The organism is Streptomyces sp. NPDC048516 (assembly GCF_043199875.1).
GTDB lineage: Bacteria > Actinomycetota > Actinomycetes > Streptomycetales > Streptomycetaceae > Streptomyces.
The window spans coordinates 184,745-205,712 of sequence record NZ_JBICWS010000014.1 but is presented as its reverse complement, the minus strand read 5'-3'; the positions used below and the strand labels follow the sequence as shown (position 1 = coordinate 205,712).

Below are 20,968 nucleotides of genomic sequence, written 5' to 3'. Positions count from 1 at the left end.
ATTTACTCCATGATCGCCCTCCTGGAGGGAGAATCTTCTTCATGGATGCCTTGGATCGGAAGATTCTTACCGAGCTGCAGTTGGACGGCCGTCTCACGGTCACCGAGCTCGCCGCCCGCGTGCGGCTGAGCGTGTCTCCCTGCCACCGCCGCCTGCGCGACCTCGAACGAGGAGGCGCCATCCGCGGCTACCGCGCCGTGGTGGACCCGGCCGCCGTCGGCCTCGACTTCGAAGCCCTCGTCTTCGCCACGTTGCGCTGGGAGGACCGCGACACCGTCACCGCTTTCGAGGAGGCAGTGGCCGCCGTCCCGCACGTGCTCCAGGCCCAGCGCCTGTTCGGCGAACCCGACTACCTCCTGCGCATCGCCACCACCGACCTGGCCGCCTTCCAGCAGCTCTATGACCAGCGACTGGCCCGGCTGCCGGGCGTCCAGCGCCTGACCTCCACCCTCGTCATGAAGCACGTCGTCGACGACCGCCCGCTGCCCGAGTAGCCGCACCGCGAGAACTCCCCCATGAGGCGGCCTAGACTTTTCGCAGCGTGAGGGGGCCGGTGCCGGCGGTCGCTGTTCCGGGCCGTTGCCCGTACGGAAGGACGGCGCGCCATGGACTGGAAGCTCGAACTGGTGCCGGTTCCGGTTACCGATGTGGAGCGGGCCAAGCATTTCTACGGCGAGCAGATGGGCTTTGCCGTCGATCACGACATGTGCGTCGGCGACGCGGTGCGCATCGTGCAGCTGACGCCGCCGGGGTCGGGCTGCTCGATCGTGATCGGTGCGGGCGACGGGCTCACGGAGGGAGCGCCCGGTTCCCTGCAGGGGCTCCAGCTGGTGGTCTCCGATATCGCCGCGGCCCGTGCGCAACTGGTCGAACGGGGCGTGGCGGCCGGCCCCGTGCAGCACGTGGAGGACGGGGTGATGGCCGACGGCCCCGGCGGCGCGTGGAACTCGTTCGTCTACTTCAGCGACCCGGACGGCAACGGCTGGGCACTGCAGGAGCGACCATCCGAGGGCTGACGGGGCTGACGGGGCTGACGGGGCTGACGGGGCTGACGGGGCTGACGGGGCTGACGGGTCCGCCAGGTCCGCCAGATCTGGCAGGTCCGCCAGGTGCGGCAGGTCTGGCAGATCACGGGGCCGCCGGCTCCTAGGGTCGGTGGATGGCGATGGACCGGGAAGACTTTCTGCGTGCCTTTCATGCCGCGTATCCCGCGGCAACCGTGCGGGCGATGGCTCACGGGCGGGCCGGGGACGGCCGCTCCAGTTACGGCATCCTGCGGGACCGGGTGGCGGCGTGCGGCCGGGTGCTGGATCTCGGCTGCGGCGACGGGCTGTTGCTGGAACTTCTCGCCACCGGGGAGGCGGGCGCCCGGCGCCGGCTTGCCGGGATCGACCTGTCCGCCGAGGAGTTGGCGCTGGCCCGCCGCCGCCCCGGCGTCGAGCGGGCGGACCTCCGCGTCGGCAGGGCGCAGCAACTGCCCTTTGACTCATCACACTTCGACGGCTGCGTCTCCCATATGGCGCTGATGCTGATGAGCGATGCGGAACAGGTGGCGACGGAGCTGGCGCGGGTGCTGGAGCCGGGCGGGACGCTGGCCGTCGTCGTGGGCGGCGGGGCGGCCGGCGGCGAGGCGTACGAGAGGTTTGTGCGGCTGGCGAAGCCGCTGTTCAAGGCGGCGCCGCCGGAGCAGCGGACCCCGCCGCTCGGGGACCCGCGGCTGCGCAGCCACGAGGGCTTCGACGAGGTGTTCGGGGCGGCCGGATTCGGTCCCGTGGAGTGGGAGACCGTACGGATCGATCTGTCCGGGCCGCCCGAGCGGATCTGGCGCACCGTCGGCTCCTTCTACGATCTCGGACCGCTCGACGCCGCGGTCACCGCGGACCTGCGGGCCCGCTTCGAGGCGGAGTCGGCGGCGGCAGCGCTGCCGGACGGCAGCATTCCGTGCGCGATGAATGTGCATCTGGCGACGGCGGTGCGGCGGTAATCCGGCAGCGGCTCCGTGGCTGTTGGCCTCAGCCGCCGTACGGGCGGGTCGCGCGGGCCTCGCGGAGGGTCACCGCCCACCAGGTCAGCTGGTTGAGCAGGGTGTCGGCGGCCTGCGTGGCGGGTGCCGGGTCATGCAGGCCGCCCGCCTCGTCGAAGAGGTTGTTGGAGAGCGCGAAGCTCACCGTTTCGCGGACCGTGGTGGCGTGCAACTCGGCGAAAACCAGTCGCAGTTGCTCGACGGCGCGCAGGCCGCCGGAGATCCCGCCGTACGAGACGAAGCCGACCGGCTTGGCCTGCCACTGGCGGTGCAGCAGGTCGATGGCGTGCTTGAGCGGGGCCGGGAACGAGTGGTTGTACTCCGGAGTGATCACGACGAATGCGTCGGCCTCGTCGACGCGCTTGGCGAACGACTCGTACTCCTCGCTGCCGTAGCGGAGTTCGTACGGGCGGACGGTGTCGAGGTCGATGACGTCCAGGTCGATATGCGCGTGGGTTTCGGCGTGCCGGGAGAACCAGTTCGCGATGACGGGAGCGAACCGGCCCTCCCGGGTGCTGGCGATGATCACTGCAAGGCGGTAGGGGTGCTCGGACATGCGGGGCCCTTCGTGGCGTGACACGTGAGCGGCGGAAGCGCCGCCGATCACCGAAGCTAGGACCTCAAGTGAGCTTGAGGTCAAGCGTGCAGGTCACGCCCGGGCCTCGTCCACGGGCGAGCAGCCCTCGGGTCACTCCGCCCCGAACAACTTCAGCAGCTCCGACTTCTCGAACATCCGCGCCGTCTCGATGGCCGAGGGGGTGCCCGCGGACGGGTCCGCGCCGTGTGCCATCAGGACCTTGATGACCTCGTCCTCGGCCTTGAAGACCGCGCCGGCGAGCGGGGTCTGGCCGCGGTCGTTGGGGCGGTCGGCGTCGGCGCCGCGCTGCAACAGGGCCTCCACGGTGGCGGGGTGACCGTGGTACGCCGCCAGCATCACCAGCGAGTCGCCCTTGTCGTTCGTCAGGTTGGCGGGGACACCCGCGTCCACGTATGCGGCGACGGTATCGGTGTCGCCGTGCCGTGCCAGGTCGAACACCTTCGCCGCGAGCTGCAGCACCTCGGGGTCGTGCGCGTGCTCGATCGCCTCGGGCCCCTGCGGCTCGGGATTCGCGTCGCTCATGGTCGCCGGCCTCCTGCTCTGGTAGGTGGTGCGTGGCCTGCACTGTGTCATCGCCACCTTATGCAGGCCACTGCTGTCGGGGCAGCGGGCGCGAGGAGGGGACGGGCCGGGGGATGTACCGGGACCCGCCCGAGGCCGGACGGGGCAAACGAGCCCGCAGCCAAGCGCCGGCCCACCCGAGCCAACCCCACCCGAGCCAACCCCACCCGAGCCAACCCCAGCTGAGCCAACCCCAGCTGAGCCAACCCCACCCGAGCCAACCCCACCCGAGCCAACCCCACCCCTCAGAACGCGGCCCGGATCTCCCCCACCCGTACCCCTCCGCCGAGGAGCGGGGCGTCCTCCAGCCGGGACAGCACGGCGGCGTCGATCCCCATGAGGCGCAGGGTCCGGGCGAGAACCGGGCCCAGCGTGCGGCCCGCACCATCGTCGATCTTGAACGCGAGGGCGCGGCCGTCGGGGAGGGCCAGAGCCTGGACCGCCTCGGCCCCCATCTTGGCGAGCGTGCCCGGGAGGGCTTGCATCAGCCAGGTGTCCGGCCGCCGCGTGCCCGCGACGTACTCCGGGTGGGCCCGCATCGCATCCGCGACCCGTCGCTCAGGACTGCCGGGCTCGGCCAGGACGAAGTACCGGAAGGCGCGGGCCAGGCCGGTCAGGGAGAGCGAGAGCAGCGGCGCGCCGCAGCCGTCAGTGCCGATGTGGGCGACGTCCTCGCCGCTCGCGCCACGCACCCCCTCGGCCACCAGCTGCTGCAGCGGGTGAGCCTGGTCGAGGTACGAGCCGAGCGGCCATCCGTTGCGCGCACAGGCGGCCAGCATCGCGGTGTGCTTGCCCGAGCAGTTCATCGTGAGGCGGTCGCGGACCCGGCCGGCGGCGAGGTAGGCCTCCGCCTCCTCGGGGTCCAGGGGCAGGTCCGCCGGCGTCTGCAGCTGCCCGGCGGTCAGACCGTGCTCGGCCAGCATGGTCCGCACGAGGTCGAGGTGGAAGGGCTCGCCGGAATGGCTCGCGGCGGCCAGCGCCAGCCGCTCGCCGGAGAGGTCCAGCCCCGCCCGCAGGACCGCCGCGGCCTGCATCGGCTTGTTGGTGGAGCGGGGGAAGACGGGAGTGGTCACCTCGCCCAGCGACCACTCCACACTGCCGTCCGCCGCGAGCACCACCAGGGACCCGCGGTGCCGGCCCTCGACGAAGCCGGAGCGGACGACCTCGGCGAGGACGGGGGACACCGGCGAAGAGGCGCCGGCTTCTGCGCCGGCTTCCGGCGTCGGTGCGGATATCGGAGTGGGCGAGGTCATCGGCGGCCTTCCGGGGAGTGACCCGTCGCCCCCCGAAGGCTTGTGGCCCGGTCAGGACAGCAGGTCGTCTACTTGCGCTTCGCCTTCACGGTACCTGCGGGCAATTTCGGCGCTGCAATCGTCGGCGGTGCGCTGCAGTGACTGACGGCGACGCGAAATCTGCTGTTCGTAGCGGATCAGCCGGCCCATGGCGTCCTGCAGCTCCTGGTCGGTGCGCGCGGTGAGGTCGGACAGCTCCACCTCGCCGAGGATTTCCTCGGCGAGCCTGCGGTACTCCTCGCTGTGCGGCGTGCCGACCGTCACATGCCGTGCCGACGAGCGGTGCCGGGACGGCAGGTCCGTCAGGATCTCCGGCAGCCGGTCGAGCAGCGGGGAGTGCTGCGCGGACCGGCGGGCGATCTCGGCGCGCAGAATGTCGATCCGGCCCTGCAACAGCCGTCGCAGATAGCTGAGATCGGCCTCCTCCTGCTGTGAGTCGCGCCGCACCACCCGCAGCTCGGGCAGCCCCAGGCCGGACAGCTCGGGCGCCGTGGCCGGTCGGCAGCGGTCGCGCTGCTGCGGGGGGCGGGGGTGCTGCGCCTGGCCTGCCTTGGGCATGGGACCGTCCTCGGTGCCGGGGGGCTCGACGCGAGCCGATGCCGTGGTCGTCGTCAGGGCGGTGGGGGGTGGTGGGGTGCCGGCCGGACGTGCGGTGTCTGGCGTGGGGGCGGTGGAGGTCGTCCGGCCGGTCGGTGTCGTACGGGCGGTTGGTACGGGACCGGGTGTCTGTCCGGCGCCGAGAGTGCTCATGGGTCGTTCCGTCCCCTCGTCCGGTGCCGCTTCCTGGGCATGTTGTCCATGAAACGCACCACGTGCACGCATCGTGCCACTCTGGGCGGTCCTTCTGCAGGGCCATGGCACCCGAACGGCCCCCGGAGGGGCACGGCTGTCCGAAGGCGGTGGGCCGCCCGGCATGATGGCGGGTATGCGAGCTGTGGTGCAAAGGGTTGACGGCGCACGCGTCGAGGTGGCGGGCGAGACGGTCGGGGAGATCGTCGGTGAGGGGCTGTGCGTGCTGGTGGGGGTCACGCACGAGGACACCCCGGAGAAGGCGGCGCAGTTGGCCCGCAAGCTGTGGTCGGTGCGGATTCTGCAGGGTGAGAAGTCCTGCTCGGACACCGCCGCGCCGCTGTTGGTGATCAGCCAGTTCACTCTCTACGGTGACGCCCGCAAGGGGCGCCGCCCCACCTGGAACGCCGCGGCCCCGGGGCCGGTCGCCGAGCCGCTGGTCGACGAGGTCGTGGCGCAGCTGAGGGCGCTGGGCGCCCATGTGGAGACCGGCCGCTTCGGCGCGGACATGAAGGTGTCGCTGACCAACGACGGGCCGTTCACGGTGCTCGTGGAGGTGTAGCCCCCGGCAGCCGGAGCCGGAGCCGGAGCCGGGAGCCGGAGCCGGAGGCACGGGCGTCCGCGGGCGCCCCCGGCGCAAAGGGCACCCCCCGGATCCGGCCGCCGGAGTGCCGCCGTGCACCCATGGCAGGCCCTGCGGTCGCAGCGCACGCCCTGCGGTCGGGGCGCGCCCTGCGGTCGGGGCGCGCCCTACGGTTCGACGACCGCCTCCTGCGCCGCCGCCGTGCCGCCCGCCGTCAACTGCGCGTCCAGCGGCACATTCCGCTTGACCAGGGCGAGCGCGATCGGGCCGAGCTCGTGGTGGCGGGCCGAGGTGGTGACGAAACCGAGCTGCCGGCCCTCCTCGCCGTCCGAGGCGAGACGGACGGGGGCGCCGTGCGGCGGCAGATGGACCTCGCTGCCGTCCAGGTGCAAGAAGACCAGCCGGCGCGGCGGCTTCCCCAGGTTGTGGACCCGGGCCACGGTCTCCTGGCCGCGGTAGCAGCCCTTCTGGAGGTGTACGGCGGTGCCGATCCAGCCCAGCTCGTGCGGGATGGTGCGGTGGTCGGTCTCCAGGCCCAGCCGGGGGCGGTGGGCCTCGACGCGCAGCGCCTCCAGCGCCAGGACGCCGACCGCGGGCCCGTGGGCAGCGGCGAACGCCTCCAGCTCGGCGCGCGGCAGGAACAGATCGCGGCCGTGCGCGGTCTCGCGCACGACAGCGCTGCCGGGCGCCTCGGTGATGGAGCCGGCCGGCAGATGGACGACGGCGATCTCGTCCGTGCGGTCGGCGACCTCGACCCGGTAGAAGAACTTCATGCTCTCCAGGTAGGCGATCAGCGCCTCCTGGTGGCCGGGTTCGGTGTGCATCCAGGTCGTCTCGCCGTCGTCGACGAGGTAGACCGCATGCTCGATGTGGCCGTGCGCGGACAGGATCAGCGCCTCGGTGGCATGGCCGGGCGCGAGTTCGCTGACGTGCTGGGTGAGCAGCAGATGCAGCCAGCTCAGCCGTTCGGTGCCGGCGACGGTGACCACGCCGCGGTGGGAGAGGTCCACGAAGCCGGAGCCGTCGGCGAGGGCGCGCTGCTCACGGAAGAGGTCTCCGTAGTGCGCGGCGACGCCTTCGTCCGGAGCCTCGGCGGGGACGGCGCCGGGCAGCGACAGCAGGGGGCTGGCGGGTGATGGTCGCAGCATGAGGCCAGCCTACGACCCGCTCGCGACGGTCTCAGCCGTCGCCCTCAGCCGTCGCCCTCGGCGGCCTTCTCACGGCAGGCCGCACAGCGTCCGAAGATCGCGAAGTGCTTCATGTCCGTCTCGAAGCCGAACTGTCCGCGCAGCTGCGCCGTGAACGGCCCGGCCACCGACAGATCCGCCTCGATGACGTCCGAGCAGTCCCGGCAGACCAGGTGGATGTGGTGGTGGCGGTCGGCGAGGTGGTAGGTGGGGGCGCCGTGTCCGAGGTGGGCATGGCTGACCAGGCCCAGCTCTTCGAGGAGTTCCAGGGTCCGGTAGACGGTGGAGATGTTCACCCCGCCCGCGGTCTTGCGTACCTCGGTGAGGATGTCGTCAGGGGTGGCGTGCTCCAGCCTGTCCACAGCCTCCAGTACGAGCTGACGCTGTGGGGTCAGGCGGTATCCGCGCCTGCGGAGGTCGCTCTGCCAGTCGGTGGTCACCACACAGCCAGTGTAGGAGGACGGGCGGCGGGCGGGGGTGGGCTGTGGCGTCAGCCTGCCGCCCGTACGCCGCCGCATCGGCCGGCCTCCGTACGCCAGGTCAGCCGCGCGCCCGCACGCCGCGCAGGTAGCGGGCCAGGTCGCCGACGGCGGCGGGGTTGCGGGGGCTTTCGACGAGTTCGGCGTAATCCATGACGTAAATCCGGTGGTGCTTGACCGCCGGGACGCCGGCGAGCGGGGCGTAGGACTCCAGGAACGCCTTCTTCCGTGCGGCGGAGGTGTCGCCGTAGTTGTTGATCACGATGACGTCGGGATTGCGGGCGACGACGGTCTCCCAGCCGACGGTCGTCCAGGAGTCCGTGAGGTCCTTCATGATGTTCTCGCCGCCCGCCTTGGTGATGATGTCGTGCGGTCCGGCGTACTTGCCCGAGGTCAACGGCTTGTCGCGGCCGTCGTCGTAGAGGAAGACGGTGGGGCGGTCGCCGGGCGCGGGGGCCAGGGCCGCGGCGTCGGCCACCTGCCTCTTGTACTTCTTCACCAGGGCGGCCGCCCGGTCCTCGACGCCGAAGATCTTCCCGAGCGTCGTCAGGTCGGTGTAGAGCGCCTTCAGGGGCGGCATCACGCCGCGGGCCGTGCCGTCCGTGCCGTGGTGGCAGGACTCGGTCAGGACGTAGCTGCCGATGCCGAGCTTGCCGAGGGCGGCGGGGGTCAGGCCGGTGTCCTCGCCGAAGCCGTAGTTCCAGCCCGCGAAGACCAGATCGGCACGGGCGTCGAGGACCATCTCCTTGGTGAGCGGCTTCTCGGAGAGCCGCGGGACCTTGTCGTACGCGGCCTTCCAGGGCAGGCCGTTGAGGTCGCCCTTGTCGTCCGGCATGGCATAGCCCGCCATCCGGCCCTCCAGGCCCAGCGCGAACATGATCTCGGTGATGCCGACGTCGTTGGTGACCACCCGGCGGGGCGCCTTGTCGTAGGTGGTGCGGGTGCCGCAGTTCTCGACGGTGACGGGGTGGTGGCCGGCGGCCCCGGCGGAGTGCCGGCCGGATGCGTCGCTGCCGCCGTCGCCGGAGACCTTCGCGCCGCAGCCGGTCAGGGCGAGCGCGAGGGCGAGGACGGTGAGCGGGGCGGTGGGGCGGCGCATGGCGGGGTCCTCAGGAGTCGGCTTCGGCGGCGGGGGCGGGGGTGGCGAGACGGTCGAACAGCAGCTGGACGGCGCCCGATCCGGGATGCCGTACGCGGTGGGCGCGGACCCCGAAGACCTCGGCGAGCAGTTCGGGGGTGAGCACGTCGTGGGGCGGGCCCGCGGTGACGATCCGGCCGCCGTCGATGACGTACAGCTCGTCGCAGTGCACGGCGGCCAGGTTGAGGTCGTGCAGCGCGGTCAGCACCGTCAGCCGTCGCCCGGGCTTTGGCGGGGAGGTGCCGCCGGCCCGCACCAGCGCCAGCACCTCCAACTGCTGGGCGATGTCCAGGTGGTTGGTCGGCTCGTCGAGGACCAGCACCTGCGGGTCCTGGGCCAGCGCCCGGGCGATCAGCACCCGCTGTTTCTCGCCGCCGGACAGGCCGAGGAAGCCGCGCCGGGCCAGGTGGTCCGCGCCGACCCGGGCCAGCGCCTGAGCGCACCGTGCGGTGTCCTCGGCGCTCGCCCGGCCCGCGCCGCGCTGATGCGGCAGCCGCCCCATCGCCACGACCTCGGCCACGGTGAAGTCGAACTCCGTACCGGACTCCTGGGGCAGCGCGGCCAGCAGCCGGGCGCCCTCGCGCGCGTCCATGGCGTGCAGGTCAGCGCCGTCCAGCCGGACGGAGCCGGCGGCTGGGCGCAGCGCGCGGTAGACACAGCGCAACAGGGTCGATTTGCCGCTGCCGTTGGGACCGACCAGGCCGACCATCCGGCCGCTGCCGGCCCGGAGCGTGATGTCGTGGACCAGCCGCCTCCCGGCCACCTCCACGGACAGGTCCGTGAGCTCGATCCGCATCAGGCGCCGCCTCCGAAGGTGTAGCCGCGCCGCCGCATCAGCAGCACGAAGCAGGGCACGCCGATGACGGCGGTGAGCACGCCGACCGGCAGCTCGACGGGCGCCAGCAGCACCCGCGAGAGCAGATCCACCCACACCAGCAGCACCGCGCCGAGCAGCGGTGCGACGGCCAGTACCCGGCGGTGGTCGGCGCCGACCAGCATCCGGGTCACATGCGGCACCATCAGCCCGACGAAGCCGATCGCGCCGCTGACCGCGACCACCGCGCCGGTGACGGCGGCCGCGACGACGAACAGCTCGCGGCGCAGCCGGTGCGCGTCCACGCCCAGGGCGGCGGCGGTCTCGTCGCCCATCGCCAGGGCGTTCAGCCGGCCCGCGGAGAGCAGCAGGTGGACCAGGGCCGCGGCCACCGCGGCAGCGGCGATCGGCACCGAGTTCCAGCCGGCCCCGCTCAGGCTCCCGAGCAGCCACATCATCGCCGAGCGGGCCGCCTCGCCGCGGTCGGCGGTGAAGACCATGAGGGTGGTGACGGCGGAGAAGCCGTAGTACATCGCGGTGCCGGTCAGCACCAGGCGCAGCGGGGTGAGCCCGTGGGCGGTGCGGGCGGCCGCGTAGACCAGGGCCATGGCGATCAGCGCGGAGACGAACGCCGACACCGACAGCGCCCAGACGCCCAGGCCGCCGAGCGCCCCGAAGAGCAGGACGGCGTTGGCACCGACGGCGGCGCCGGAGGAGATGCCGAGGACGAACGGGTCGGCGAGCGCGTTGCGGACCAGGGCCTGCACGGTGACACCGATGGCGGAGAGCCCGGCGCCGACCACGGCCGCCAGGACGGCCCGGGGGAAGCGCAGCTCCCACACGATGGTGTACGCGGAGACCTCATCCGCCGAGATCGTGCCGCCGGTCAGCCCGGCGCCCAGACAGCGCAGCGCCTCGGACCAGCTCAGACCGGCGGCGCCGAAGCCGGTCCCGCACAGCAGGGAGCCGAGCAGGACGGCGGCGAGGACGGCGACCAGGGGCGGCAGGGGCAGCCGCCGGGGCGGCGGCGGTGCGCCGGCCCGGTCCGTCCTCGGGTGCGCGGTGGGGGTCGCCACGGTCGGTCGGCCGCCTCGGGGTCGGGCCGTGTCCGTACGTACCAAGGGCCGGCCCCCGACCGCGCCGGTCCGGTGGCGTCCCCTCGCAGTCCACGGCGAGTTGTGCGGGAAGCTGCGCGCACCACGGGCAATCGGGCTTGCGGAAGGATTCCTTCCGCCTACCGTTGCGGGTCAGCGCCGGACTTCGACCGGCTTCCCCCGCGGGGCGCTGGGCAGGGAGAGCGGGGCTCTCCCGTCATGCTTACGGGTTGTAGGGCGTGCCGTCGGGCCGGAAGAAGGAGACGCCGTCCGGCGTGTCCTCGGGGAGGCTTTCCGCCCACTCCTTGAGGTCGGCGACCTTCTTCAGATGCGCCGACATGTACGGCCGCAGCGGGACGTCCGGGGTGGACTTCTCGCCGACCCACATCAGGTCGCTGTTGACGTAGCCGTAGAGCCGCTTGCCACCGCTGTACGGGCCGGAGGCGGCGGTGCGGGCGATGGCGTCGGTGGCCAGGTCGATCTGCGGCTTCTGGTCGGCCAGCTCGCCGTACCAGACCTCCACCACGCCCTGGTCGCGGCACATCACGATCTCGACCTTGCGGTCCGCGTCGATGCGCCAGTAGCCGCTCTCGCTCTCCAGCGGGCGCACCTTCTTGCCCTCGGCGTCGAGCACCCAGCTGTGCGAGGTGTACTCCAGGAAGTCGCGGCCGTCGTGGGTGAAGCTGACCTCCTGCCCGAAGTTGCACTTCTCGGTGCCGGGGAATTCGGCGACGCCGGCGCCCTCCCAGTTACCGAGGAGGAAGGCGAGCGGCACCAGGGCCGGGTTCAGGTCGGACGGGATCTCGATCATGAGAGCTCAGGCGATCTATGTGGAGGGGAACCGACAGGGGCGCGCAAGGCGCTCCGTGGAGGCTGGTGGATGGGCTGCCACCCGCTGAGGGGGGCTGCCACCCGCCGGTGGCTGGGGGAGCGAAGGCTCAGCGCTGGCCCTGGTACAGCTTCTTCCAGGTCAGACCGGCGAACGAGATCACGCCGATGGCGACCAGAACCAGCAGGGTGGTGAAGAATGCCTCAAGCACGAGCGCGCTCCCTGAACGGAGTGAGGGTGTAACGGACCGCCTGAGAGTCTAGTCGGCGGCGGTGACAACGGCGCTGTGAGGTCCACCGCCCCTACTCTTGGCTCATGGCGAAGAAGCTCGTGATCAAGGTGACGGCGGGTGCGGATGCGCCCGAGCGGTGTTCGCAGGCATTCACGGTGGCGGCGGTGGCGGTGGCCAGCGGTGTCGAGGTGTCGCTGTGGCTGACCGGGGAGTCGGTGTGGTTCGCGCTCCCGGGGCGGGCGGCGGATTTCGAGCTGCCGCATTCGGCCCCCCTGCCGGAGCTGATCGACGGGATCCGCGCCGGTGGCGGCGCGATCACCGTCTGCACCCAGTGCGCGGCCCGGCGGGACATCGAGCAGAAGGACCTGATCGAGGGGGCCGGGATCGCCGGTTCCCAGCTGTTCGTCAGCGAGATCATGCCGGACGACGTCCAGGCGCTGGTGTACTGAGGCCGGCGGTGCCCGGGGCGGCTACTGCGTGTGCTTGTCGTCGCCCCGGTCGTCCAGCTCGCGCCACCAGCGGTCGGACTCCGGGTCGCCGGACTCGTCCCACCAGCGCTCACCGGGCTCCCGGCGGTTGCCGATGATCGCCGCGACGGGCGGGATCACCATGGCGACCACACACATGCCCACCGCGGCCGGCACCGACCACAGCCGCACCACGCCCCAGGCCAGGACGAACAGCACCAGGCACACGCCCATCAGGACGAAGTACCTGCGATGGCGGCGCTGTACGGGCGACCGGCGGTGCGCGTCCATGAATCCACGGTAAGTCCGCGCGGGGCGGGACAGAAGTCGGCGGCGGAAACGCTGTTCGCGCCCGGACGGCACGGAGGCGCACGGCACGGAGGGCCGCACCCCGGCCAAGGCGTCCAAACCTCCGGGGTGCGGCCCTCCGGCCGTACGGATCGTGGCGAGGGCCCCTGCTGCGGAGCCGCGGCCACTCCCGCCGTCAGACAGCGATGGCGACCTCCGCCAGGCCGCCCTGCTGGGCGACGACGGTGCGGTCGGCGGTGCCGCCCGGGACGAGCGCACGCAGCGTCCAGGTGCCCTCGGCCGCGTAGAAGCGGAACTGTCCGGTCGCGGAGGTGGGAACCTCGGCGGTGAACTCACCGGTGCTGTCCAGGAGGCGGACGTAGCCGGTGACGGGCTCGCCGTCGCGGGTCACGCTGCCCTGGATCGTGGTCTCACCGGGCTTGATGGTCGAGGCGTCCGGGCCGCCTGCCTGTGCTCCACACATAGGTACTTCCTTGAGGGGTGAGGGAGAAGCTGCTTGCTTACTTGTTGGCGCCGAGCTCGATCGGGACACCGACCAGCGAGCCGTACTCGGTCCAGGAGCCGTCGTAGTTCTTGACGTTGCTCTGGCCGAGCAGCTCGTGCAGGACGAACCAGGTCAGCGCGGAGCGCTCACCGATGCGGCAGTAGGCGATGGTGTCCTTGGCGAGGTCCACCGACTCACCCTCGTAGAGGGCCTTGAGCTCGTCGTCCGACTTGAAGGTGCCGTCGTCGTTGGCGTTCTTCGACCACGGGATGTTGCGGGCGCTGGGCACGTGGCCGGGGCGCTGCGACTGCTCCTGCGGGAGGTGCGCCGGGGCGAGCAGCTTGCCGCTGAACTCGTCGGGGGAGCGCACGTCGACCAGGTTGAGGTTGTCGATCGCGGCGACGACGTCGTCCCGGAAGGCGCGGATGGCGGTGTTCTGGGCCTTGGCCTGGTAGGCGGTGGCCGGGCGCTGGGGAACCTGGGAGCCGTCGACCAGGTCGCGGGAGTCCAGCTCCCACTTCTTGCGGCCGCCGTCGAGCAGCTTGACGCTGTCGTGCCCGTAGAGCTTGAAGTACCAGTAGGCGTAGGAGGCGAACCAGTTGTTGTTGCCGCCGTAGAGGACCACCGTGTCGTCGTTGGCGATGCCCTTGGCCGAGAGCAGCTTCTCGAAGCCCTCCTGGTCGACGAAGTCGCGACGGACCGGGTCCTGGAGGTCCTGCTTCCAGTCGATCCGGACGGCGTTCTTGATGTGGTTCTTGTCGTAGGCCGAGGTGTCCTCGTCAACCTCGACGAGAACCACCTTCGGGTCCTCCAGGTGGGCCTCGACCCAGTCGGCGTCTACGAGGACGTCGCTACGGCTCATGTTCTTCTCCTCCGGGGCAGTTACGGGGGGCAGTGGCAGAGTGGCACGCGGGTACGCCGGGTGCGCGCCGATGACTTCCGGACCGGGGTCCGGGGCGGCGCTGGGCCGGAACGCGTGAGGGTGCGGCCTCAGTGGCCGACCGGGCTGGGAACACCTCCCAGCCGGAGCTGGGGGAGGGTGCGAAAAGCCCGTCAGACAGGGCGACAGAGCATGGCGGCGACGCGGCACAGGTCTACTGCCCGCCGCTTCGTCAGTACCGCACGTCCCCGCGGACGGAGACCGCTCAATGAGCTCTGCATGGCACCGATCGTAGGGACGCAGGGCGGCACGTGTCACCGGCGTGTCGAATGGCGAGACGCGTTTGTCCGCAATGTGGGATCGGTGGTGTCGCCACGCGTGGGTGCACGGGTCCCGGGTGCCCGTACGCCGGTGGGGGGTCTGGCGTACGGACTCGGTCGTCTCAGGAAGTGGACGAAGGGTGGATCAGCCGGAGGATGGGCGGCGGAGGGGCGGCGGGCCGGTGGGGCGGCCCGCCACGGCGGTCCGGTCAGCCGGAAGTGTCCGGTCGGTACCGGACGGCCGGTCAGCCGGGGAGCTTGACGTTCTTGCCGGCGGCGGAGATCGAGAGCCCCTCGGGCGTGGTCACGACCTTCTCCAGCTTCAGGTTGCCGGGCAGCTGGTCCAGCTTCCAGTCGTGGTCGGTCTGGGCGCGCACCTTGCTCTCACAGCCCGGCAGGGCCCTGCACACCGCCGGGAGCCCGTCGGCGCGCAGCCGGACGGTGTTGCCGCCCACGATCGTGATGGAGCCGGTCACGTCCAGCGAACTGAGGACCGGGATCTTCGGCGAGATCTTGACCTGGCTGCGGCCGTCCTTCTGTCCGCCGTAGCCGATCGTGACGCCGCCGCCCGCCGCCTTGGTCAGGTCGGCGTAGTTGATCCGGGCGTTGCCGGTGGCCGTGGCGGCGCTCTCGATGGAGCTGTAGTCGCTGGTCAGCCCGACCTCGTGGAACTGCGCCGACAGCCGGTCGATGCGCAGCGCATGCCCCTGGGCGCGGGCCTCGATCCCCCCGAGCTCGGCGTCCACCTCCTCGAGGCTGTGACCGGCGACCTGGGTCAAAAACGGGAAGCCCTTGATCGAGACCTCCGGGGCCTTGTCGAGCCCCTGGCTGCCGCGGATCTTGTCCGCGGCCATGTCCTCGGCCAGATTCACCGCCACCCGGTCGGCGGCCACGAACAGGCCGCCGAATATGACGAGGATGATCAACAGCACACGAAGTGCACGCATCGAACCACTTCCCCCACACCTGGGCCGGATCCCGGCCGTGTCCGTGCAGGCCCCCTGCCTGCGCTCCGGGGAGCCTAGACGACGTGGTCGGGGAAACGGCAGCGGCGGCCGCCGGAACGCGCCAGGGGCGCTTCCGGCGGCCGCCGCCCGGTGCCGCTCACGGCTCCGCGGGGAAGTCGCAACCGGGAGTTATCCCAGCGCCCGTCCCAGGACGTACACCGCGGGCGCGGCCAGCGCCAGCGGCAGGGCCACGCCCGCCGTCAGGTGGACGAAGCGGGACGGGTAGTCGTAGCTGGCCACCCGCAGACCGATCAGGGCACAGCCGCCGGCCGCCAGGCCCAGCAGCGCACCGGACGCGCCGAGGCCGGTCAGCTGACCGGCCGCGATACCGGCGCCCGCGGCGGCCGCCAGGCAGATGCCGATCGAGGCGGCGGAGGGCAGCGGCAGCGCACGGGCGAGGGTGGCCACCGCGACCGCGCAGGCGCCCGCCACCACCGCCTGCGGGCTCGCCGCGAGGTGGCCGGCGGCCAGCACCGCGAGCGCGGACGAGGTCAGGCCGGCGGTCAGCGCGTACATCCGCTCGTCGGCGCTGCTGCGATTGCGCAGTTGCAGGACGAGGACGAGCAGACACCACACCCCGAGCGTGCCGATGCCGACCAGCGGCGCGCTCGCGCGGTCGGTGGCGAGCAGCGCGACATCGGTGGTCAGTCCGCCCAGGAAGGCGAGCGCGATGCCCTGACGGGCCGGCCACATACCGTTGAGCCGGAACCAGCCGGCGGCGGTGACGGCCTGCAGCAGCGCCACCGGTACGGCGAGCACCGGGCGGCCCAGCGACGCGGTCAGCGCCAGCAGCAGGGCGAGCCCGGCGGTCAGCGCGGCCGGCTGGATCCCGGGCGGGATGATCGGCGAGCGGCCCTCGGCGCGGGCGCGCTGGTTGGGGGCGAGCGGCGCGGAGGAGACCGAAGCGGTGGAGACGGGCGCGCTCGCGGCCGGTGCGGCGGCCGCCGGCCGGGGCTGCTGGGCCTGCTGGGGCTGCTGGGTGTGCTGGGGGTGCCGGCGGGCGTACGGCTCGTCGGCCGGGCGGGCGGTCTGGTGCTGGAGGGGCAGCGGCGCGGTCTCCGCCGGGTGCGGGCCGCCGTAGCCGTCCTGGCCGTGGGCCGGCCGCTGCGACTGCGGCTGTTGTGGTTGCTGCGGCTGCCGGTGCTGCTGCGGTGGCTGCTGCTGTCCGTAGGTGTCGTACCCGTACTGGCCGCGTCCGTACGGGTCACGCCCGTACGGGTCGGGCCCCGGCCGGCCGTGTCCGTGAGGTCCGTGTCCCTGCGGTCCGTGCCCGTACTGCTCGGACCTCGGCTGCTGCTGCGCATAGGGGTCGTAGGCCTGCTGACCCTGCCCGTAGGACGACGGCTGCCCGTGCGCTGCCTGGTGCCCGTGTGCTGCCTGCTGCCCCTGCGACTGCTGTCCCTGCGACTGCTGCTGTCCGTAGGGGACCTGCGGCTCGTACGGCGCCTGCTGCCCGTAGGCCGCCTGTGCGGACTGCGGTGCCTGCTGCCCGTAGGGAGCCTGCTGCCCGTAGGGGGCCTGCGGGGCGTAGGGATCGTGCGGCTCGTACGGATGGCGGTGCTGCGGCTGGTTGTCGCTCATGGTCGTGTGTTCACCCTCCCGCGAACGGCGGCAGGACCTCGACGGTGCCGCCCTCGGCAAGCGGCACCGCCTGATGGTCGCGGGTGCCGACCGGATCGCCGTCCACCAGGAATGAGCAGCGCAGCAGGACGCGCGCGAACTCGGGGTTCGCGGCGTGCGCCGTGCGCGCCGCGTCGAGCGCCTCGGCGAGCGTCGCGGCCGCATACGGCTCCTCTGCCGTGCCGGCGGCGGCCTTGGCCGCGGCCCAGTAGCGCACGGTGCCAGTTGTTGTCACGGCGGCCTCTTCGTCGTGTCGGTCGGGGGACGCCCCCGTGGTGGCGGGGCCCCGTCGTTGCCGCCTCCATGATGGCCTACGCGCCGGGTGATCCGGCTCCGGACAAGTTCTGGCAAAGGCTCCGTGCCCGTGCAGGCCGTACGCGGAAATTCGATTGCCGTGGGCAAGTGTTCGCCTAGGCTCATGTCGTGTTGGTCCGACTCGCACGGGCGCATTTGCGGCCCCACCGGCGCTCGATATCCGTGATCGTGCTGCTTCAGCTGATCCAGACCCTGGCAACCCTCTATCTGCCCACCCTCAACGCCGACATCATCGACAACGGTGTCGTGAAGGGGGACACGGGCTACATCCTCGGCGTCGGCGGTTTCATGGTCGCCGTCACCCTGCTGCAGATCGTCTGCGCGACCGGTGCCGTCTACTTCGGTGCCCGTACGGCCATGGCGCTCGGCCGGGACATCCGTGCCGCGGTCTTCGACCGGGTGCAGTCCTTCTCCGCCCGCGAGGTGGGCACCTTCGGCGCGCCGTCGCTGATCACCCGCACCACCAATGACGTCCAGCAGGTCCAGATGCTGGTGCTGATGACGTTCACGATGATGGTCTCGGCGCCGATCATGTGTGTCGGCGGCGTCATCATGGCGCTCAACCAGGACGTGCCCCTGTCCGGCCTCCTCCTGGTCATCGTCCCGGTCCTCGGGATTCTCGTCTCACTGATCGTGCGCCGGATGCGTCCGCTGTTCCGCGGGGTGCAGGAGCGCATCGACACCGTCAACCGTGTGCTGCGCGAGCAGATCACCGGCATCCGCGTCATCCGCGCCTTCGTCCGCGACCGGCACGAGCGCGAGCGGTTCGCCGGGGCCAGCACCGATCTCTACGACGTGTCGCTGCGCGCCGGCCGGCTGATGTCGATGATGTTCCCGCTGGTCATGCTGATCGTGAACCTCTCCAGCGTGGCCGTGGTGTGGTTCGGCGGGCTGCGGATCGACAGCGGGTCCATGCAGATCGGCGCGCTGACGGCGTTCCTCAGCTACCTGATGTACATCCTGATGTCGATCATGATGGCGACGTTCATGGTGATGATGCTGCCGCGCGCCGAGGTCTGTGCCGAGCGCATCCAGGAGGTGCTGGGGACCGACTCCAGCGTCACCCCGCCCCGAAGCCCCGTCACCGAGCTCCGCCGCCATGGCGAACTGGAGCTGCGCAACGTCGAGTTCCGTTTCCCGGGCGCCGAGCAGCCGGTCCTCAGGGACATCTCGCTGATCGCCCGCCCCGGTGAGACCACCGCCGTCATCGGCTCCACGGGCTCCGGCAAGTCGACCCTCCTCGGGCTCGTCCCGCGGCTGTTCGACGCGACCGGCGGCACGGTCCTGGTCGACGGCGAGGACGTCCGCACCCTCGACCAGGAGACGCTGGCCAGGGCCATCGGCCTGGTCCCGCAGAAGCCGTACCTCTTCTCCGGCACCGTCGCCACCAACCTGCGCTACGGCAATCCGGACGCCACCGACGACGAGCTGTGGCACGCCCTGGAGACCGCCCAGGCGCGGGACTTCGTCGAGCGGATGGAAGGCGGCCTGGAGGCCCCCATCGCGCAGGGCGGCGGCAATGTCTCCGGCGGCCAGCGCCAGCGGCTGGCGATCGCCCGCGCCCTGGTGCGACGCCCGGAGATCTACCTCTTCGACGACTCCTTCTCCGCGCTGGACTACGCGACGGACGCCGCGCTGCGGGCCGCGCTCGCCCGCGAGACCGACCGCGCCACGGTGGTGATCGTCGCCCAGCGGGTGGCCACCATCCGCGGCGCCGACCGGATCGTCGTCCTCGACGAAGGCCGGGTCGTGGGCACCGGCACCCACACCGAGCTGATGGCCGGCAACGAGACCTACCGGGAGATCGTGCTCTCCCAGCTCACCGAGCAGGAGGCGGCGTGACCACCGCGGACAAGGGGGCGGCCCCCCGGGCCGAGACCCCGGCGGCCACCGAGGAGACACATCGGGCGGCCCCGAGAAGAGGCCCGGCCCCCGCGGTCGGGCCCGCCCGGATGATGGGCGGCCAGCCCACCGAGAAGTCGATGGACTTCAAGGGCTCCGGCAAACGGCTGCTGGCCCAGATGCGGCCCGAGCGCGCCGTCATCTTTGCCGCGCTGGCGCTGGGCGTGCTGAGCGTGGCGCTCACGGTCGTGGGCCCCAAGATCCTCGGCCACGCCACCGACCTGATCATGTCCGGCGTCATCGGCCGCCAGCTGCCCCGCGGCGTCGCCAAGGACCAGGCAGCGGAGCAGCTGCGCGCCCACGGCCAGGACGGGCTCGCCGACATGATCGGCGCGATGCCGGTCCACCCCGGCCACGGCATCGACTTCGGCGCCGTCGGCCAGGTCCTGCTCTGGGTCACCCTGATCTACGCGGCGTCCTCGCTCTTCGGCTTCGTCCAGGCCAGGATCGCCACCCGCGTCGTCCAGCGCACGGTCTTCCGCCTGCGCGAACAGGTCGAGGAGAAGCTGGCGCGGCTGCCGCTGAGCTACTTCGACCGGCAGCAGCGCGGTGAAGTGCTCTCCCGGGCGACCAACGACATCGACAACGTCCAGCAGACGCTGCAGCAGACCCTCAGCCAGATCGTGACCTCGCTGCTGACCATCGTCGGGGTGCTGGTCGTGATGTTCTGGATCTCGTGGCTGCTGGCGCTGGTCGCCCTGATCACGGTCCCGGTCTCCGTCGTCGTCGCCACCAAGGTCGGCAAGCGCGCCCAGCCGCAGTTCGTCCAGCAGTGGAAGACCACCGGCAAGCTCAATGCGCACATCGAGGAGATGTACACCGGCCACAGCCTGGTGAAGGTCTTCGGCCGCCAGCGGGAGTCCGCCGAGCTGTTCCGCGAACAGAACGAGGCCCTGTACGCCGCCGGGTTCAAGGCCCAGTTCATCTCCGGGATCATCCAGCCCGCGATGATGTTCATCGGCAACCTCAACTACGTCCTGGTGGCCGTGGTCGGTGGCCTCCGCGTCGCCTCCGGGGCCCTGTCCATCGGCGACGTCCAGGCCTTCGTCCAGTACTCCCGGCAGTTCAGCCAGCCGCTCACCCAGGTCGCCTCGATGGCCAACCTCGTCCAGTCCGGTGTCGCCTCCGCCGAGCGGGTCTTCGAACTCCTCGACGCCGACGAGCAGGACCCCGACCCCGAGCGCCCGGCCCGGCCCGGCCGCATCGAGGGCCGGGTCGCGTTCGAGGACGTCTCCTTCCGCTACGCGGAGGACAAGCCGCTCATCGAGGACCTGTCGCTGGCCGTCCACCCCGGCCAGACGGTGGCGATCGTCGGGCCGACGGGCGCCGGCAAGACCACCCTCGTCAACCTCCTGATGCGCTTCTACGAGGTGCGCGGCGGCCGGATCACCCTCGACGGCACCGACATCGCCGCGATGTCGCGCGAGGAACTGCGGGCGCACATCGGCATGGTCCTCCAGGACACCTGGCTCTTCGGCGGCACGATCGCCGAGAACATCGCCTACGGAGCCCCCGCCGGCACCCCGATGGACAAGATCGTGGCGGCCGCCCGGGCCACCCACGTCGACCGCTTCGTCCGCACCCTGCCGGACGGCTACGACACGGTGCTCGACGACGAGGGCAGCAATGTCTCCGTCGGCGAGAAGCAGCTGATCACCATCGCCCGCGCCTTCCTCGCCGAACCCGCGATCCTCGTCCTGGACGAGGCCACCAGCTCGGTCGACACCCGCACCGAAGTCCTCATCCAGCACGCCATGGCCCAGCTCCGCACCGGCCGCACCAGCTTCGTCATCGCCCACCGTCTCTCCACGATCCGCGACGCGGACGTCATCCTCGTCATGGAAAACGGGGCGATCGTGGAACAGGGGCCCCACGATGCGCTGTTGGCCGCGAACGGCGCGTATGCGCGGCTTTATGCCGCGCAGTTCTCCGAGGCGATTACCGGGTGACCCGCACGGCGGGAAAGCCGGAAACGCGGGAGGCGGTCCACATCGTGGGACGGTCCAGAAGAAATACCCGGCCTTCCGCCGCGCCCGGCGCAGCCA

24 protein-coding genes and 1 riboswitch are annotated in these 20,968 nt (G+C 71.7%); of the genes, 7 read left to right on the top strand and 17 right to left on the bottom strand.

All coding sequences use genetic code 11. The features are described from left to right. Nucleotides 1–41 precede the first annotated feature (41 nt). From ACGFR7_RS26495 to ACGFR7_RS26485, 3 genes are all read left to right on the top strand, one after another. The gene (locus ACGFR7_RS26495) at nt 42–494 is read left to right on the top strand and encodes an Lrp/AsnC family transcriptional regulator (RefSeq protein ID WP_393324009.1); all 453 of its coding nucleotides are present in this window, start codon (nt 42–44) and stop codon (nt 492–494) included. A gap of 111 nt (nt 495–605) precedes the next feature. Beyond that, the gene (locus ACGFR7_RS26490; RefSeq protein WP_393324006.1) at nt 606–1,016 is read left to right on the top strand and encodes a VOC family protein; all 411 of its coding nucleotides are present in this window, start codon (nt 606–608) and stop codon (nt 1,014–1,016) included. A 143-nt stretch (nt 1,017–1,159) separates the two neighbouring features. Then, nucleotides 1,160–1,984: a class I SAM-dependent methyltransferase gene (locus ACGFR7_RS26485; protein ID WP_393324003.1), complete on the top strand. Its 825-nt coding sequence runs from the start codon at nt 1,160–1,162 to the stop codon at nt 1,982–1,984. 28 nt (nt 1,985–2,012) lie between these two features. On the opposite strand, the gene ACGFR7_RS26480 is transcribed toward ACGFR7_RS26485, so the two are convergent. From ACGFR7_RS26480 to ACGFR7_RS26465, 4 genes are all read right to left on the bottom strand, one after another. After that, a complete protein-coding gene (locus ACGFR7_RS26480) occupies nt 2,013–2,579 on the bottom strand; it encodes an NADPH-dependent FMN reductase (protein WP_393324000.1) in 567 nt (188 codons plus the stop codon). Between the two features lie 132 nt (nt 2,580–2,711). Beyond that, complete coding sequence (locus ACGFR7_RS26475) at nt 2,712–3,143, bottom strand: ankyrin repeat domain-containing protein (RefSeq protein WP_393323997.1); 432 nt, start codon at nt 3,141–3,143, stop codon at nt 2,712–2,714. Between the two features lie 284 nt (nt 3,144–3,427). Continuing rightward, the gene (locus tag ACGFR7_RS26470; protein ID WP_393323994.1) at nt 3,428–4,435 is read right to left on the bottom strand and encodes an asparaginase; all 1,008 of its coding nucleotides are present in this window, start codon (nt 4,433–4,435) and stop codon (nt 3,428–3,430) included. 51 nt (nt 4,436–4,486) lie between these two features. Continuing rightward, nucleotides 4,487–5,224 carry an ABC transporter substrate-binding protein gene (locus ACGFR7_RS26465; protein WP_393323992.1) on the bottom strand — a complete coding sequence of 246 codons (738 nt, stop codon included), beginning with the start codon at nt 5,222–5,224 and terminating at the stop codon, nt 4,487–4,489. Between the two features lie 175 nt (nt 5,225–5,399). Here ACGFR7_RS26465 and dtd point away from each other — a divergent pair, with 175 nt between their 5' ends. Then, the gene (dtd, locus tag ACGFR7_RS26460; protein WP_128509918.1) at nt 5,400–5,825 is read left to right on the top strand and encodes a D-aminoacyl-tRNA deacylase; all 426 of its coding nucleotides are present in this window, start codon (nt 5,400–5,402) and stop codon (nt 5,823–5,825) included. A gap of 188 nt (nt 5,826–6,013) precedes the next feature. Here the strand turns inward: dtd and ACGFR7_RS26455 are convergent, their stop codons facing one another. The 6 genes from ACGFR7_RS26455 to ACGFR7_RS26430 form a co-directional block, all read right to left on the bottom strand. Beyond that, nucleotides 6,014–6,994 carry a YgfZ/GcvT domain-containing protein gene (locus ACGFR7_RS26455; RefSeq protein WP_393323989.1) on the bottom strand — a complete coding sequence of 327 codons (981 nt, stop codon included), beginning with the start codon at nt 6,992–6,994 and terminating at the stop codon, nt 6,014–6,016. Nucleotides 6,995–7,038: 44 nt separating this feature from the next. Continuing rightward, nucleotides 7,039–7,476, bottom strand: coding sequence for a Fur family transcriptional regulator (locus ACGFR7_RS26450; protein ID WP_392377211.1), 438 nt, complete (start codon nt 7,474–7,476; stop codon nt 7,039–7,041). A 97-nt stretch (nt 7,477–7,573) separates the two neighbouring features. Further along, on the bottom strand, nt 7,574–8,611 hold the full coding sequence (locus tag ACGFR7_RS26445; RefSeq protein ID WP_393323986.1) for an ABC transporter substrate-binding protein: 1,038 nt from the start codon (nt 8,609–8,611) through the stop codon (nt 7,574–7,576). Nucleotides 8,612–8,621: 10 nt separating this feature from the next. After that, nucleotides 8,622–9,446, bottom strand: coding sequence for an ABC transporter ATP-binding protein (locus ACGFR7_RS26440; protein ID WP_393323983.1), 825 nt, complete (start codon nt 9,444–9,446; stop codon nt 8,622–8,624). Further along, the gene (locus ACGFR7_RS26435; RefSeq protein ID WP_393323980.1) at nt 9,446–10,540 is read right to left on the bottom strand and encodes a FecCD family ABC transporter permease; all 1,095 of its coding nucleotides are present in this window, start codon (nt 10,538–10,540) and stop codon (nt 9,446–9,448) included. The genes ACGFR7_RS26440 and ACGFR7_RS26435 overlap by 1 nt, the downstream gene beginning before the upstream one ends. Nucleotides 10,541–10,665: 125 nt before the next feature. Next, nucleotides 10,666–10,739, bottom strand: a riboswitch (cobalamin riboswitch). Between the two features lie 42 nt (nt 10,740–10,781). After that, nucleotides 10,782–11,369 (bottom strand): FABP family protein, encoded by a 588-nt coding sequence (locus ACGFR7_RS26430; RefSeq protein ID WP_328385282.1) that lies wholly within the window; start codon nt 11,367–11,369, stop codon nt 10,782–10,784. Nucleotides 11,370–11,702: 333 nt separating this feature from the next. Here ACGFR7_RS26430 and ACGFR7_RS26425 point away from each other — a divergent pair, with 333 nt between their 5' ends. Next, nucleotides 11,703–12,068, top strand: a complete 366-nt coding sequence (locus ACGFR7_RS26425) for a DsrE family protein (RefSeq protein WP_392377216.1) — start codon at nt 11,703–11,705, stop codon at nt 12,066–12,068. 21 nt (nt 12,069–12,089) lie between these two features. On the opposite strand, the gene ACGFR7_RS26420 is transcribed toward ACGFR7_RS26425, so the two are convergent. The 7 genes from ACGFR7_RS26420 to ACGFR7_RS26390 form a co-directional block, all read right to left on the bottom strand. Beyond that, complete coding sequence (locus tag ACGFR7_RS26420) at nt 12,090–12,377, bottom strand: DUF3099 domain-containing protein (protein ID WP_086718475.1); 288 nt, start codon at nt 12,375–12,377, stop codon at nt 12,090–12,092. A 193-nt stretch (nt 12,378–12,570) separates the two neighbouring features. Further along, on the bottom strand, nt 12,571–12,858 hold the full coding sequence (locus ACGFR7_RS26415) for a DUF1416 domain-containing protein (RefSeq protein WP_030085405.1): 288 nt from the start codon (nt 12,856–12,858) through the stop codon (nt 12,571–12,573). A 37-nt stretch (nt 12,859–12,895) separates the two neighbouring features. Next, nucleotides 12,896–13,741, bottom strand: a complete 846-nt coding sequence (locus ACGFR7_RS26410; protein WP_393323975.1) for a sulfurtransferase — start codon at nt 13,739–13,741, stop codon at nt 12,896–12,898. A gap of 191 nt (nt 13,742–13,932) precedes the next feature. Further along, entirely contained in the window at nt 13,933–14,040 is a 108-nt protein-coding gene (locus ACGFR7_RS26405) for a putative leader peptide (protein ID WP_350252853.1), read from the bottom strand. A 284-nt stretch (nt 14,041–14,324) separates the two neighbouring features. Beyond that, entirely contained in the window at nt 14,325–15,026 is a 702-nt protein-coding gene (locus ACGFR7_RS26400) for a DUF2993 domain-containing protein (protein WP_393323972.1), read from the bottom strand. 189 nt (nt 15,027–15,215) lie between these two features. Further along, a complete protein-coding gene (locus ACGFR7_RS26395) occupies nt 15,216–16,667 on the bottom strand; it encodes a hypothetical protein (protein ID WP_393323969.1) in 1,452 nt (483 codons plus the stop codon). 10 nt (nt 16,668–16,677) lie between these two features. Next, nucleotides 16,678–16,923 carry a MoaD/ThiS family protein gene (locus ACGFR7_RS26390; protein ID WP_129298521.1) on the bottom strand — a complete coding sequence of 82 codons (246 nt, stop codon included), beginning with the start codon at nt 16,921–16,923 and terminating at the stop codon, nt 16,678–16,680. A gap of 206 nt (nt 16,924–17,129) precedes the next feature. Here ACGFR7_RS26390 and ACGFR7_RS26385 point away from each other — a divergent pair, with 206 nt between their 5' ends. Together ACGFR7_RS26385 and ACGFR7_RS26380 are read left to right on the top strand one after the other, a co-directional pair. Next, on the top strand, nt 17,130–18,863 hold the full coding sequence (locus ACGFR7_RS26385) for an ABC transporter ATP-binding protein (RefSeq protein ID WP_393323967.1): 1,734 nt from the start codon (nt 17,130–17,132) through the stop codon (nt 18,861–18,863). Nucleotides 18,864–18,976: 113 nt separating this feature from the next. Next, complete coding sequence (locus tag ACGFR7_RS26380; protein WP_393324116.1) at nt 18,977–20,872, top strand: ABC transporter ATP-binding protein; 1,896 nt, start codon at nt 18,977–18,979, stop codon at nt 20,870–20,872. Nucleotides 20,873–20,968 lie beyond the last annotated feature (96 nt).

Excerpts from the sequence above, each read along its gene's own strand:
- ACGFR7_RS26470 (WP_393323994.1), bottom strand. The coding sequence starts at position 4,435 with ATGACCTCGCCCACTCCGATATCCGCACCGACGCCGGAAGCCGGCGCA.
- ACGFR7_RS26415 (WP_030085405.1), bottom strand. The coding sequence starts at position 12,858 with ATGTGTGGAGCACAGGCAGGCGGCCCGGACGCCTCGACCATCAAGCCC.
- ACGFR7_RS26480 (WP_393324000.1), bottom strand. The coding sequence starts at position 2,579 with ATGTCCGAGCACCCCTACCGCCTTGCAGTGATCATCGCCAGCACCCGG.
- ACGFR7_RS26420 (WP_086718475.1), bottom strand. The coding sequence starts at position 12,377 with ATGGACGCGCACCGCCGGTCGCCCGTACAGCGCCGCCATCGCAGGTAC.
- ACGFR7_RS26475 (WP_393323997.1), bottom strand. The coding sequence starts at position 3,143 with ATGAGCGACGCGAATCCCGAGCCGCAGGGGCCCGAGGCGATCGAGCAC.
- ACGFR7_RS26395 (WP_393323969.1), bottom strand. The coding sequence starts at position 16,667 with ATGAGCGACAACCAGCCGCAGCACCGCCATCCGTACGAGCCGCACGAT.
- ACGFR7_RS26465 (WP_393323992.1), bottom strand. The coding sequence starts at position 5,224 with ATGAGCACTCTCGGCGCCGGACAGACACCCGGTCCCGTACCAACCGCC.
- ACGFR7_RS26495 (WP_393324009.1), top strand. The coding sequence starts at position 42 with ATGGATGCCTTGGATCGGAAGATTCTTACCGAGCTGCAGTTGGACGGC.
- ACGFR7_RS26455 (WP_393323989.1), bottom strand. The coding sequence starts at position 6,994 with ATGCTGCGACCATCACCCGCCAGCCCCCTGCTGTCGCTGCCCGGCGCC.
- ACGFR7_RS26405 (WP_350252853.1), bottom strand. The coding sequence starts at position 14,040 with ATGCAGAGCTCATTGAGCGGTCTCCGTCCGCGGGGACGTGCGGTACTG.
- ACGFR7_RS26485 (WP_393324003.1), top strand. The coding sequence starts at position 1,160 with ATGGCGATGGACCGGGAAGACTTTCTGCGTGCCTTTCATGCCGCGTAT.
- ACGFR7_RS26440 (WP_393323983.1), bottom strand. The coding sequence starts at position 9,446 with ATGCGGATCGAGCTCACGGACCTGTCCGTGGAGGTGGCCGGGAGGCGG.
- ACGFR7_RS26425 (WP_392377216.1), top strand. The coding sequence starts at position 11,703 with ATGGCGAAGAAGCTCGTGATCAAGGTGACGGCGGGTGCGGATGCGCCC.
- ACGFR7_RS26445 (WP_393323986.1), bottom strand. The coding sequence starts at position 8,611 with ATGCGCCGCCCCACCGCCCCGCTCACCGTCCTCGCCCTCGCGCTCGCC.
- ACGFR7_RS26430 (WP_328385282.1), bottom strand. The coding sequence starts at position 11,369 with ATGATCGAGATCCCGTCCGACCTGAACCCGGCCCTGGTGCCGCTCGCC.
- ACGFR7_RS26490 (WP_393324006.1), top strand. The coding sequence starts at position 606 with ATGGACTGGAAGCTCGAACTGGTGCCGGTTCCGGTTACCGATGTGGAG.
- dtd (WP_128509918.1), top strand. The coding sequence starts at position 5,400 with ATGCGAGCTGTGGTGCAAAGGGTTGACGGCGCACGCGTCGAGGTGGCG.
- ACGFR7_RS26410 (WP_393323975.1), bottom strand. The coding sequence starts at position 13,741 with ATGAGCCGTAGCGACGTCCTCGTAGACGCCGACTGGGTCGAGGCCCAC.
- ACGFR7_RS26380 (WP_393324116.1), top strand. The coding sequence starts at position 18,977 with ATGGGCGGCCAGCCCACCGAGAAGTCGATGGACTTCAAGGGCTCCGGC.
- ACGFR7_RS26400 (WP_393323972.1), bottom strand. The coding sequence starts at position 15,026 with ATGCGTGCACTTCGTGTGCTGTTGATCATCCTCGTCATATTCGGCGGC.